Below are 13,893 nucleotides of genomic sequence, written 5' to 3'. Positions count from 1 at the left end.
GTCAAACTTCCCGTAAAGGCCCGATTGGTGAGATACAGTGAAACTTGCCGATGCGCAGGCAGAGGCTTAGTTGAACCAATCGGGTTCGTAGTGTCGATTGATCGAAGCGTTAGCGGAGATCTTAGCGAAACTAGAACGCGACTAACAATCAGTGGGGGATAAGGAACACCCCCACTGATTGAAGTTTCACTTTATCGCAATCTCAAATTTTGAATAACAATCAATCGAGAAGTCTGCATAGGGATTAGTGCTGCGAAACGCACAGGTGCTAATGCCGATCTGTCTGGCAGGCATTAAATCTGTATCCTGGTCGCCAATGGCCAAATCAATATGATATCGACGGTGCAGATATTCATAGGACTCCGGATGCGGCTTTAAAGAGAAACCATCAAATTCCGGGCAGATAACTTCTTCAAAATAGGAAGTAAGTTTCCAATACTCCAGCAGTTCCTCCGTTGATTGCCGGTTACGGTGGGTGACAAGCACGTTAACATTATTTCGCTCTAATATTTCCCTTACATATGGAAACAATGGCTTTTCATCATGCATAAAAGTTGCTTCCATTTGACGGAAATCAGCAATTTTTTCTGGAGGAACATCAAATTTCTGATAAGCTGTCCCGTTTTTCAGGGGCGTGAGCACTTCTTGAGGATCCAGCTCTTTGCCGGATATGCGAATAAAAGACCGAACCAAAGTGGGCCAAGTATCCAGAATCGTGCCATCTAAATCCCAGAGAACATTCATAAAAATCTCCCTCCTTGCTATGTATTCATTGTATAGGCTGTGAGGAGGCAAAGGCAAATACCCGGCCATTTTACCTGCCGGGTATCTATTATCTCAATACATTAAAGTATCTGGCTTCAGGATGGGCAAACACCATTGCAGATACAGAAGCCTCAGGTTCCATCATGCATTCTTCAGTAAGGTGAACACCGATATCCTCAGGCTGTATAAGCTTAAACAGCTTTTTCTGGTCCTCCAGATCAGGGCACGCAGGATAGCCATATGAAAAGCGCTGCCCCTGGTATTTCGCCGCAAAACGGTCCTTCATCGTCATTTCAACCGGATCAGGGAATCCCCAGCGATCGCGGATCTGGCGGTGGATCAGCTCAGCAAGGCCTTCAGCCGTCTCCAAGGCCAGCGACTGCAGGGCATGGCTTTCCAGGAATCTGCCTTCGGCTTTTAAACGATCTGCAATAGCGCGTATTCCTTTCCCGGCTGTCACAGTAAAAAAGGATACATAATCCATTTGACCGCTTTCTTTTGATTTAAGGAAATCTGCCAGACATAAGAATGGCTCTGTTTCCTGTCGAGGAAACTCAAATGTCTCGATGACCGTTTTTTCGTCTTCAGCATAGATAAACACCTTATCGCCGTCTGACTGGGCAGGGAAGAATTGATAAACTGCTTTTGGCTCAATCCAGTTTTTCTCTTTTGCTTCAGAAATCAGTTCATCAACCATAGCGTTAATTTTAATGGCTTTTTCATCTTTTTCCGCAAGCAGCTTTTGCAGGTTTCCTTTTAAGCCAAGGTGATGGCCAATAAGCATCTGCTTGTTAATATAGGGTTCAATATGTGATAGGGAATAGGTTTTCAGCAAATGCCTTTTTAAATCTTTTGGAACAAAAACTGGCACCTTTGTGCTGACGGTCGGTTTTGGCTTTACTGCAACCGCCACTGATCCGCGGTCATATGGTACCGCATTAAGCGCTGCTGCCTGTTTTTCTTCCTGCTGGATTCGCAGCCTCTCAGCCTCTTCAGGCTCCTGAAGCTGATTGGCTAAAGAGAGACCGTTCATAGCATCCTTGGCATACAGCACGAGACCGTCATATTCCTTGGAAATTTTAGTATCCGTGAATTTCCTTGAAAGGGCTGCGCCGCCAACTAAAATCGGAATATCAATTCCAGCCTGTTTCATGTCGTGTGCGGTTATGACCATCTGCTGTGCAGATTTAACAAGCAGACCTGAAAGGCCAACCATATCCGGATTCTCACGCCTGATGTTTTCAATCAGTTCAGCAGGGGAGACTTTGATTCCCAAATCTATCACTTCATATCCATTATTGCTTAAAATAATATCCACAAGATTTTTCCCTATATCATGAACATCACCTTTAACGGTTGCCAGGATGATTTTCCCCTTGGATGAAGATTGGGCTTCACCTTTTTCCATATGCGGTTCAAGATAAGCTACAGATGCTTTCATAACCTCGGCGCTCTGCAGAACCTCTGCGACAATCAGCTGATTATCATTGAACAATCTCCCGACTTCCTTCATTCCGTTCATTAAAGGCCCGTTAATGATATCAAGCGGAGCAAGGTATGCCTGGAGAGCAAGTTCGAGATCCGGCAGCAGCCCTTCTTTTGTTCCTTCAAGTATATAATAGGCGAGGCGTTCTTCAAGTGTCATATCCGGAAGAACACTTTTGCTTTCTTTTTTCTTATCCCGGTAAAAATCAGTGAAAATGGCAAGTGATTCATCAGTAGTTTCAAATAGCAGCTTTTCAGCCATTAAAACCTCTTCCTTAGATATGGAAGCAAATCTTTCGAGTTTTTCTGTGTTCACTATCGCATAATCCAGGCCTGCCTGGGTGCAGTGATAAAGAAATACAGAATTTAAAATTTCCCTGCCAACAGGAGGGAGGCCGAAGGAAACGTTACTGATTCCCAAAATGGTTTGAACCTCCGGCAGAGCCTCTTTAATAAGTCTGATTCCATCTACCGTTGCCTTTGCAGACCCGATGTATTGCTCATCCCCTGTCCCAACAGGGAAGACGAGGGGGTCAAAAATAAGATCCTGAGGCGGGATATGATATTTATTTACAAGTAAATCATGAGAACGCTTTGCAATCTCAAGTTTACGTTCAGCCGTAACACCCATTCCTTCTTCGTCAATCGTTCCGACAACCACTGCAGCACCATAGCGGTGAACGAGAGGGGCAATCGCCTCAAAGCGTTCTTCGCCATCTTCCAGATTAATCGAATTTATGATGGCTTTACCCTGTGAATAGGTGAGAGCTTTTTCAATCACTTTTTCATCTGTTGAATCGATCACGAGCGGAACTTTTATTTTTTTCACTAATTCCTTGATGAAATTCTCAACATCCTGCATTTCTTCACGATCTGGATCTGCCAGGCAAATATCAATAACATGGGCACCGCCTTTTACCTGGGCACGGCCTATCTCAGCAGCCTCCTCGAACTTTCCTTCTGCAATCAGTCTTTTAAACTTGCGGGAACCAATTACATTTGTTCGTTCACCGACCATTATGGGTCTTAAAGTTGGATCATCATAAATCAGAGGTTCAATTCCGGAAACTTTATGCAGGGAGTTCCCCTCATAATTCCTTGGTTTATAATCTTTAACAGACTCAGCAATTGCCTGGATATGCTCAGGTGTGGTTCCGCAGCAGCCGCCTACAATATTCAGCCAGCCTTCTTTGGCAAAACCCTCAAGCTTGCTCGCCAATGATTCGGGAGTTTCATGATACTGTCCTTCTTCATCAGGCAATCCTGCATTGGGATAGCAGCTGACTGCTGTGGATGCCAATCCTGACAAAGAACGGATATGGTCCTGCATGAATTCGGGACCTGTCGCACAGTTGAGTCCAACTGCCAGAGGCTTCATATGTTCAAGCGAAATATAAAAGGCTTCAATCGATTGGCCTGCAAGGGTCGTGCCCATCGGTTCAATTGTTCCGGAAACAATGAGCGGCAGTTTTATTCCCGTCTTTTTTGATGCCTTTTCAATGCCGATAAAACCAGCCTTCACATTCAGCATATCCTGACTGGTTTCGAGGAGAAGAAGATCCGCTCCCCCGTCTATTAACCCTCTGGCCTGCTCTTCATAAGCAGCTATCATGTCTTCAAATGTAGACCCGCCGGTAACACTCAGTGTCTTCGTCGTTGGTCCCATAGCGCCTGCCACATATCTCGGCCATTCAGGAGTTGATATACGGTCTGCAGCTTCTCTGGCAATTTCAACAGCAATTTTATTCAATTCATAAGCTTTTTCTTCCAGATCGTAATCTGCGAGAACAATGCTGGTTGCACCAAAGGTATTGGTTTCAATAATGTCTGCACCGGCTTTTAAATATTCAAGGTGAATATGTTCAATAACAGATGGAGCTGTAATATTTAGATTTTCGTTGCAGCCTTCATATTCTTCGCCGCCAAAATCATCCGCTGATAGATTGGCTCTCTGAAGCATGGTGCCCATTGCTCCGTCCATGATCAGAATCTTCTTTTTTAGCTGTTCCTGCAGTGATGGTTTATACATGCTGTTTCCTCCTTGAAAGCCGTTCGGTTGTCTCACGGGCATAGTTTGATAGCTCGACAGTCATTTCATAGCGCATAAATGGAGTGATAAGGTAAATGCCATTAAACAGCTCTGCCGCTGCATCAATCAGCGACTTGGCAATGGCAATGCCTTCAGCGCCAGCTCGTGCTGGATCATCCTTTAATGAAGCCATCCTGCTTCTAATACTGTCGGAAATTTTGATTCCCGGAACTTCATTATGGAGAAACTCTGCATTCCGGCTGCCGGTAAGAGGCATCAAGCCTATATAGACAGGTGCTTTTAAATCCTTCACAGCCTCATGAACCTCAAGCAGTTTTTCTTCAGAGAAAACAGGCTGCGAGATGAAATAATCCGCACCGTGCTCCAGTTTCTTTTCGAGCCGCCCAACCGCTTTTTCCAATGAGCGGACATTGGGATTAAAAGCGCCTGCCACTGAAAAGGCAGCTTTCTGGCCCAGGTCTTTCCCTGAAAACGATAATCCTTCATTTAACTGCTTGATCATACTGATCAATTCAAATGAAGAAACATCATACACAGAAGAGGCGCCAGGAAAATCACCGACACGGGCAGGGTCTCCTGTTACGGCAAGAATATCATTTAAACCGAGGGCATGAAGACCCATTAAATGGGATTGAAGACCAATTATATTTCGATCCCTGCAGGTTACATGCACAAGGGGACGCAATCCAGTCTGCTGTTTGACAAGATAGCCAAGTGCAGAGTTGCATACCCTTGGTGAAGCAAGAGAGTTATCTGCAAGAGTAATAGAATCGATTCCAGCACCCTTCAATGCCTTTGCACCTTCGAAAAAGCGGGCAGTATCAAGCTTCCTTGGCGGATCCAGCTCAACAATTACCGATGGCCTTTCTCTGACAATATCCTGAAGAGGAGGGAGCTCTCTGGATGATTCCGGTTTCTCTGAAACTATAATTTTATTAACTGCCTTTATTTCTTTTTCCTCGATTGGCGGAAGTCCTTTTAATACTTCAGCAAACGCCTTGATATGGTCAGGTGTTGTTCCGCAGCACCCTCCAAGAAGGCGGACACCCTGATTCCGGAATTCTATTGCGGACTGCCGGAAATATTCCGCATCACCTTCATAATGGAATTTGCCGTCCGTATAAGCTGGAATACTGGCATTTGGATATGCAGATAAATGGGCATGTTTTGGCAAAGGTACACTTTCGAGCGTTTTCAGCATATGATGGGGGCCAAGCCTGCAATTGATTCCCACCACATCTGCGCCCATGCCGTCAAGCTTTGTTAATGCCTCTGCTATAGGAGTCTGGTTCTGAAGAACTCCAGCTTCCTGAAGTGAAACCTGTGCGATAATCGGCAGATCGGTTTCTTTTCTGGCTATAGCCAGAACCGTCTCAAGTTCTTCTAGATCATAATAGGTTTCAAGCAAAATACCATCTACATCCTCAAGCAGCAGACAATAAAGCTGCTCACGGAAGCTTCTTTTAATTTCCTCCAATGTAATCATGTTCGGCTTGAATCCTCTGATCCCGCCGATTGTACCTGCAACATATGCGCGTCCCGCGGCAGCTTTTTTGGCAATCCGGGCTGCCGCACTATTAATCTCTTTCACAGAGTCTTCAAGCCCATACCGCTGCAGTTTCAGATAATTCGCCGCATACGTATTGGTTTGGATCAATTCAGCCCCTGCGCCTATGTACGCTTCATGGATGTGCTGGATCTGCTCAGATTGCGATAGATTTAATTCCTCAAAACAGCTGTCGGTGCCATAGGAGTAAAGAAGAGTTCCCATCGCGCCATCTGCTATGATGATTTCATTCTTTAATTTATCCAGGAAACTCAAAGTATCACCCCCGCTGTAAAATGGATTGCTTTGTTTGTTCGACTGCAGATAAAGCTGCATTAAAATCTTTTATAATATCGTCTGCGTTCTCCAGGCCAACAGAAAGACGGAGAAGACTGTCTGTAATTCCGCGCTGTTCTCTTTCAGATGCAGGCATGGCTGCATGCGACATTTTGGCAGGGTAGGAGAGGATGGATTCAACTGCTCCCAGACTTACTGCAAAAACAGGAATTTTCGCATTTTCCACAAATACTCTCATCGACTTTTCATCTTCAAGTTCAAAAGACAAGACGGCACCTGCATTCACAGCCTGCTTTTTCTGAATTTCATAGCCGGCATGTTCTGCAAAACCGGGATAATGAACTTTGTTTACTGCTGGGTGATCATGAAGGAAACGAGCAATCTTCTCAGCTGATTTCACAGACTGATCCAGCCTTACTTGCAGCGTTTTAATGCCTCTAAGAACAAGCCAGGCATCCTGAACACCCAGAACAGCTCCAAAGGAATTTTGGAGAAAAGCCAATCTTGCACCTAACTCCGGATCCTTCACAACAGCTAAGCCGGCTACGACGTCACTGTGTCCGGATAAGAATTTGGTTGCGCTGTGCAGCACGATATCCGCCCCTAAAGAGAGCGGTTTTTGAAGGGCAGGGGTAAGGAATGTATTATCCACAAATGTCAGGGCTCCATGCTGTCTTGCCAGTGAACTGATGGCCTGTATATCTGTCACCTTCAGCAGCGGGTTGGAAGGAGTCTCTACATAAAAAACTTTTGTGTTTGGACGGATTGCTTCTTTTACTTCCTCTAGATTAGTCATATCAACAAATGTGTGCTCAATGCCAAAACGGGACAGGACTTCTGTTGTCATGCGATAGGTTCCGCCATATACGTCTTCTGTAATGACCACATGATCTCCCTGTGACAAGAGGAGGAATGCTGTGGAAATGGCAGCCATTCCAGAAGAAAAGGCAAACCCTCTAATCCCTTCTTCAAGCTCGGCGATGACTTCTTCAAGTGCTTCCCTTGTTGGATTCAGGCTGCGGCTGTAATCATATTTTCCGAATGCATCTATATCTTTTTGATGGAAAGTGGAGGCATGCTGGATCGGTACACTGACAGCTCCTGTTTCCGGGTCGAACTTTTGATTATTGTGAAGTAATTTCGTTTGAAATGTGTAATTCGTACTCATCGTACTGCCTCCTTTAAAACCTTTGCAAAAGCATGTTGAAGATCCGCCTTCAAATCTTCTGCATTTTCGATTCCAACCGAGAAACGCAGAAGCCTGTTACAGACACCTGTTTCAATGCGGATCTCTTCTGGGATGTCCGCATGCGTTTGTGTTGCGGGATATGTTATAAAACTCTCGACTCCGCCAAGGCTTTCAGCAAAGGAGATGAGGGAGAGGCTCTGCAGAAAAGGATTCACCCAGGATTCATCCTGGACCCGGAAAGATATCATTCCTCCTTTGCCTGGATAAAGAACTTCCGTTACGGCAGCGTGGTCTGATAAGAAAGCCGCTAATTCCCGGGCATTTTTTTCATGACGTTCCATGCGAAGAGAGAGTGTCTTCATGCCTCTGATCAAAAGCCAGGAATCAAATGGGCTAAGGACTGCACCGGCAGCATTGTGGTTCATGGCAAGATCCTCACATAACTGTTTGCCTTTTGCGACAACTAAACCGGCAAGTACATCATTATGTCCTCCAAGATACTTTGTCGCACTATGGATGACAATATCAGCACCAAGCTTTAGAGGCTGCTGAAGAAGGGGGGTGTAAAATGTGTTATCAACGATCAGGAGAATATTATGCCGTTTCGCGATATCAGCTATTAACTGAATATCTGTCTCTTCCATGAGCGGATTAGTGGGAGTCTCCAGAAAAATAGCTTTCGTATTTTCGGTGATTAGCTCTTCAACATTTTCCGGAGTGCTCGTATTCACATATTTGCTCTGCAGTCCCCATTTTTTGAAGCCCTGTTCAAGCAGACGGTAGGTTCCGCCGTATAAATCCTTGGAAACAATCCACTCATCTCCTGATTTAAAGAGGGAAAGAATCGTAAGGATGGCAGCCATTCCAGAACTGCAGGCATAGCCTTGATCGCCTTCTTCAAGATCGGCGATCGCCTTTTCAAGCAGCTGGCGGGTAGGATTGCCTGTTCGGCTATAGTCAAAGCCAGTTGACTGTCCAATGCCTTCATGCCGGTAGGCGGTTGAAAAGTATACAGGCGGATTCACTGCTCCTGTTGCTGATTCGCTCCTGTTTCCGATTTGCGCTAATTTGGTGTCAATATTGTACATACTGGTAAACACTCCTTCTTTAAAATAAAAAAAGCCTTCTATAAGAAGAAGACTTTTTAATGTGAACAGCCATTCTTCTTATCTTTCAAGTTTCTAAAAAACTTGCAGGAATTAGCACCTTTTCAATCAAAATACGATTGCTGGTTGCTGAGGCGTCGTCGGGCCTTACCCTCGACCTCTCTGGATAAGAAATCAAATATTAAATTTTCTCTAAACTTTACTACAGTAAACCGTTAATAGTCAACACTTTTTTGAATATTTCATGTTATAAAAAATATCGGGCCAGGCATCTTGAGTCCTTCTGCCTAAAATATGATCTTGAACCAAAAAAACTTTCCATTACATTCTGGAAAGTTTTTTTAGGGTATTCATTCTTCAATCAAATCGTTAACCGACACATTCATTTCTTTTTCAGAATTTGCTTTTGTGTAAATGCGTGCTGTCTTAGTCTGCTCATCTACATGCTGAATGATGATCGGTATGCCATTTAAAGTAACACTGTGCATTTCAGCAGACTCAGCAATCTCTTTTGCTCTGCCTATATTCATGGAAAAACCTCCTGAATTTGAATAATTTTAATGTGCCTTAAAAAGACACATATTATTCTTTTAAAATGAGCCTGGCATAAACTGTTATAGGTAGATCGCTTTAAAGTTCAGAATATTTCCTTTATAATAATGAGGAAAATAATATTTCTTGGAGGGAAGCTATTATGCAAGAACATAGTCACTGCCGTCACAGATTTGCTGAAACAGATGGGCCAGCCGTTTTCCGGACAATTGATGGCATTGAAGTGAATGTTGCCGGCAGCTTATTCCAAAAATGTACAACATGCGGTCATTTTGATTTTCCCGTAGATACCAGAGAAGCCATTGAATCTTCCCTTAAAGAAAACAGAAAAAATACCAATGAATCGAAACAAATCTATATTAACCTGGTAGAAACTTTTTAAAGCCGAAACTTTTCGGCTTTTTTTATATGTTCAGTTATTTCTTATTTATAAATGTTTACCCATTTACAAATCATTTTATTAGAATAAGTAATTATTAAAAAATTTTTTTAATAGTTTTCCACTATATTCATGTTTTTATCTTTGTACAACTAGATTTTACGTGTTAGAATAGCTGTGGAAACGTTTTATCCTCTGAAAAATATTATTATTCGTAAAAATGAATTGTTAATCCCTTCTTATGATGGGTATTGTACTTTTAGAGAGAAAAAACGTATTGAATTATTCACTTACAAAACAGTTATGGAGGTAATTTTCCATGAAAAAGCCATTGAATGGTGAGGGACCTTTTGAACAGGGATTTCATGGCCCAAACCTTGGCTACGTTATTGAACTTTATGAAAGATATTTAGAGGATCCATCCTCGATTGATCCTGAAATGAAAGAGTACTTTGAAAAAAATGGTTCCCCTCTTACGAGTGAAGGAACGGTGCAAATGGCTTCATCTGCAAATCAGCCAATGAATGCCGGACAGCTTGAGAAAACACTTGCTGCTATTCGCCTGGCAGATAATATCCGCACATATGGCCACTTGGCTGCCGATATTTATCCACTGGGTAACAATAAATCGGAAATTGCTTTATTTGAACTGAGCAAATATGGCTTAACTGAAAATGACTTAAAAGAGATCCCTGCTGGTGTCATTACCAAAGATGCCACATATCCTTTACGCAACGGACTTGAAGCAATTGAATTCCTGAAGAGCGCTTATATGGGACCCATTGCTTTTGAATTCCAGCATATATTTGATGAAAACGAAAAAGACTGGCTTCGCCGTAAAATAGGGGCCAACAGCCACAAGCTGTCAATGCAAAAAGCGGAAAGACTGAAAGTTTTAAGAAGACTGACTGAAGTTGAGGAATTTGAAAAGTTCCTTCATAAAACTTTCGTCGGACAAAAGAGATTCTCCATTGAGGGTCTGGATACAATGGTCCCGTTACTGGATGAAATTGTTTCTGAATCCGTTTCTGATGGAGCAAAAACGATTAACATCGGAATGGCCCACCGTGGAAGGTTAAATGTGCTTGCTCATGTGCTTGGAAAGCCATATGAGATGATCTTCGCAGAATTCCAGCATGCCCCGAATAAAGAACTGGTTCCTTCTGAGGGATCCATCGGGATCAATTACGGCTGGACAGGTGACGTTAAATATCATCTTGGTCTTGATAAACAAATCAAAGATGAGAATACGACAATAGCCAGACTGACATTAGCTAACAATCCGAGCCACCTGGAATTTGTTGGTTCACTAGTGGAGGGCTACACGCGAGCTTCACAGGACAACAGAACAAAGGCCGGTTATCCTGAAGTAGATCCAAAAGCTGCTCTAGCCATTATCATTCATGGAGACGCAGCATTCCCTGGTCAGGGCATTGTAGCAGAAACACTTAATCTCGGACAGTTGACTGGCTATAATACTGGCGGTTCAATCCATATCATTGCCAATAATACAATTGGTTTCACAACCGAATCACATGATTCACGCTCTACCAGATATGCAAGTGATCTGGCCAAAGGGTATGAAATGCCAATTATGCATGTTAATGCGGACGAACCTGAAGCAGTAGTTGCAGCGGCAAGAATTGCCTGTGAGTATCGTGCTAAATTCCAGAAGGATATCCTCATCGATTTAATCGGGTATCGCCGTTTTGGACATAACGAGATGGACGAGCCTATGACGACGAATCCTCTTATGTATAATATTGTACGCAATCGGCCAACCGTGAAAGCGCTGTATGCTGAAAAGCTTTTAAATGAAAAGATCATCAGTAAAGAGGAAGCTGAAGGCGTCCATAATGAAGTGCTGGAAAAAATGAAGGCAGCCTATGAAAAAGTGCCAAAAGAAAAGAAGGAAGCTGAATTAACCGATCCTCCTGAAACTGTCGAAAAGGGTCTGCCAAAAATTAATACAGCCGTTTCAATTGATAAACTAAAACAAATCAATGAAGAATTATTAAAATGGCCGGAGGATTTCAAGGTATTTGATAAACTCGGCAAAATTTTACAGCGCAGATTGGAAGCGCTTGAAGGGGACGGCAAAATTGATTGGGGCCTCGCAGAAACACTGGCATTTGCAACCATCCTATCTGATGGCACACCTGTCAGACTGACTGGCCAGGATTCAGAGAGAGGAACATTTGCTCAAAGAAACGTTGTCCTGCATGATCATACAACTGGAAAAGCGTATTCACCTTTGCATAAGCTCTCAACTGCCAAGGCATCATTCGCTGTCCATAATAGTCCATTATCAGAAGCCGCTGTTGTAGGCTTTGAATATGGATATAATGTATTTGCTCCGGAAACCCTTGTTTTATGGGAAGCTCAATATGGTGATTTCGCCAATGCAGCACAGGTAATGTTTGACCAGTTTATTGCTGCCGGCCGAGCAAAATGGGGCCAAAAATCAGGTCTTGTCATGCTCCTTCCGCACGGTTATGAAGGACAAGGACCAGAACATTCAAGTGCGCGCCTGGAAAGATTCCTGACTCTTGCAGCTGAAAATAACTGGACAGTTGCCAATCTTTCTTCATCAGCACAGTACTTCCATATTTTAAGAAGACAGGCTGCCATACTCGGAAAAGAGGAAGTTCGCCCGTTAGTGATCATGTCTCCGAAGAGTCTGCTGCGCAATCCGACTGTCGCATCAAATGGAATTGAATTGAGCGAAGGAGAATTCCGATCCGTTATCGAACAGCCTGGTTTAGGTCAAAATCATGAAAAAGTGAAACGCATCATTCTTGGAACAGGAAAGATCACAATTGATTTAGCCGAAAACCTGAAAAACTATCCGGATCAGGATTGGTTCCATATTTTACGTGTGGAAGAAATCTATCCGTTCCCAATGAATCAGATCAAAGACATTTTAACCCGTTATCCAAATGTGGATGAAATTGTCTGGATTCAGGAAGAACCTAAAAATATGGGTGCATGGAATTTCGTTGAACCTAGACTGAAAGAAATCGCAGGCAGCGAAATCGAAGTCAGCTACATCGGAAGAAGACGCAGATCAAGCCCGGCAGAAGGTGACCCGACTGTTCATAAGAAAGAACAAGCACGCATAATAGAAGAAACCCTAACACGCAAGCAAGAAGGAGGAAATTAAGGTGGCAGAAATCAAAGTTCCAGAATTGGCGGAATCCATTACAGAAGGTACGGTGGCACAGTGGCTGAAACAGCCTGGTGACACTGTCAATAAAGGTGACTATGTTGTCGAACTTGAAACGGACAAAGTAAATGTTGAAATTATTTCTGAACATAGCGGAGTTTTACAGGAAATCAAAGCACAGGAAGGCGACACGGTTAATGTAGGTGAAACCATTGCTGTCGTTAATGAAAGCGGACAAGCTGCACCTGCTCCGGAAAAAGCGGAAGAAAAGCCTGAAGCAGCAAAAGCGGAAGAGCCTAAGGCAGAGGAGCAGCCACAACAGCCTGCTGCTGAAGAAAAAACTGGCGGACAGCGTCCAATCGCTTCACCGGCAGCACGAAAGCTGGCAAGAGAAAAGGGCATTGACCTGAGCCAGGTGCCGACAGCCGACCCACTGGGCCGAATCAGAACACAGGATGTTGAATCCTTTAATCCTAACCAGGCAAAACAGCAGGCTCAAACATCAAAACCGGCAGCAGCTTCCAAACCGGCTGAACAGGCATCAGGCGGAAAAGAAGTGGAACGGATTAAAATGTCCCGCCGCCGCCAGACAATTGCAAATCGCCTTGTAGAAGTACAGCAAACAGCAGCCATGCTGACCACATTCAATGAAGTGGACATGACAAATGTAATGAACCTTCGCAAGAAGCGGAAGGATAAATTCTTTGAAGAAAACGATGTTAAGCTTGGCTTCATGTCATTTTTCACAAAAGCGGTCGTTGCAGCACTTAAGAAGAATCCTTACTTAAATGCTGAAATTCAAGGCAATGAAATCGTTCTGAAAAAATTCTATGATATTGGTATCGCTGTTTCAGCTCCTGAAGGTCTTGTCGTTCCGGTTGTCCGCGATGCAGACCGCAAAAACTTTGCGGAAATCGAAAAGGATATCATGGACCTTGCAGTGAAGGCAAGAGACAATAAGCTCGCTCTTTCAGATCTGCAGGGAGGAAGCTTCACGATCACAAATGGCGGTGTATTTGGCAGCATGATGTCTACGCCAATTCTGAACGGACCTCAGGTTGGTATCCTTGGAATGCACTCCATCCAGCTGCGCCCGGTTGCGATAGATGCTGAAAGAATGGAAAACCGTCCAATGATGTACATCGCACTATCTTATGACCACCGCATTGTTGACGGAAAAGAAGCTGTAACATTCCTGAAACGCGTCAAGGAACTGATTGAAGATCCGGAAAGCCTTCTTTTTGAAGCCTAATAAATAAAAAAACCAGAGTGGGGTTCCGCTCTGGTTTTTTTAGGAGCATACGAAACTATAAAAATGAACGTTATTAATAACTCTGTGAAGAGTGTCTGCTTCCAGC

The 13,893-nt window shown here is 43.6% G+C and carries 9 protein-coding genes and 1 riboswitch; of the genes, 3 read left to right on the top strand and 6 right to left on the bottom strand.

Features of this window, described 5'->3' with window-relative positions; all coding sequences use genetic code 11:
- Window positions 1-186: 186 nt before the first annotated feature.
- From NAF01_RS11775 to NAF01_RS11750, 6 genes are all read right to left on the bottom strand, one after another.
- Window positions 187-744, bottom strand: a complete 558-nt coding sequence (locus NAF01_RS11775; protein WP_197245826.1) for an HAD hydrolase-like protein — start codon at window positions 742-744, stop codon at window positions 187-189.
- Window positions 745-832: 88 nt separating this feature from the next.
- Window positions 833-4,279 (bottom strand): methionine synthase, encoded by a 3,447-nt coding sequence (gene metH / locus NAF01_RS11770; RefSeq protein ID WP_250802337.1) that lies wholly within the window; start codon window positions 4,277-4,279, stop codon window positions 833-835.
- On the bottom strand, window positions 4,272-6,122 hold the full coding sequence (locus NAF01_RS11765) for a bifunctional homocysteine S-methyltransferase/methylenetetrahydrofolate reductase (RefSeq protein ID WP_250802336.1): 1,851 nt from the start codon (window positions 6,120-6,122) through the stop codon (window positions 4,272-4,274). Before NAF01_RS11765 ends, metH begins: the two co-directional genes overlap by 8 nt.
- Before the next feature lie 4 nt (window positions 6,123-6,126).
- The gene (metC, locus tag NAF01_RS11760) at window positions 6,127-7,311 is read right to left on the bottom strand and encodes a cystathionine beta-lyase (protein WP_250802335.1); all 1,185 of its coding nucleotides are present in this window, start codon (window positions 7,309-7,311) and stop codon (window positions 6,127-6,129) included.
- Entirely contained in the window at window positions 7,308-8,420 is a 1,113-nt protein-coding gene (locus NAF01_RS11755; RefSeq protein WP_197245832.1) for a methionine biosynthesis PLP-dependent protein, read from the bottom strand. Before NAF01_RS11755 ends, metC begins: the two co-directional genes overlap by 4 nt.
- A gap of 75 nt (window positions 8,421-8,495) precedes the next feature.
- Window positions 8,496-8,611: riboswitch (SAM riboswitch) on the bottom strand.
- Window positions 8,612-8,788: 177 nt separating this feature from the next.
- Window positions 8,789-8,968: an H-type small acid-soluble spore protein gene (locus NAF01_RS11750; RefSeq protein WP_163145131.1), complete on the bottom strand. Its 180-nt coding sequence runs from the start codon at window positions 8,966-8,968 to the stop codon at window positions 8,789-8,791.
- Window positions 8,969-9,132: 164 nt separating this feature from the next.
- Here NAF01_RS11750 and NAF01_RS11745 point away from each other — a divergent pair, with 164 nt between their 5' ends.
- From NAF01_RS11745 to odhB, 3 genes are all read left to right on the top strand, one after another.
- Entirely contained in the window at window positions 9,133-9,372 is a 240-nt protein-coding gene (locus NAF01_RS11745) for a hypothetical protein (RefSeq protein ID WP_048011627.1), read from the top strand.
- 316 nt (window positions 9,373-9,688) lie between these two features.
- Window positions 9,689-12,532 (top strand): 2-oxoglutarate dehydrogenase E1 component, encoded by a 2,844-nt coding sequence (locus NAF01_RS11740; protein ID WP_250802334.1) that lies wholly within the window; start codon window positions 9,689-9,691, stop codon window positions 12,530-12,532.
- Window position 12,533: 1 nt separating this feature from the next.
- Window positions 12,534-13,787: a 2-oxoglutarate dehydrogenase complex dihydrolipoyllysine-residue succinyltransferase gene (gene odhB, locus NAF01_RS11735; RefSeq protein ID WP_197206976.1), complete on the top strand. Its 1,254-nt coding sequence runs from the start codon at window positions 12,534-12,536 to the stop codon at window positions 13,785-13,787.
- Window positions 13,788-13,893: the final 106 nt, after the last annotated feature.

The sequence above is a fragment of the Cytobacillus firmus genome (genome assembly GCF_023657595.1).
Classification (GTDB): Bacteria; Bacillota; Bacilli; order Bacillales; family Cytobacillaceae; genus Cytobacillus; species Cytobacillus firmus_B.
This window is presented reverse-complemented; position numbering and strand designations above follow the sequence as displayed.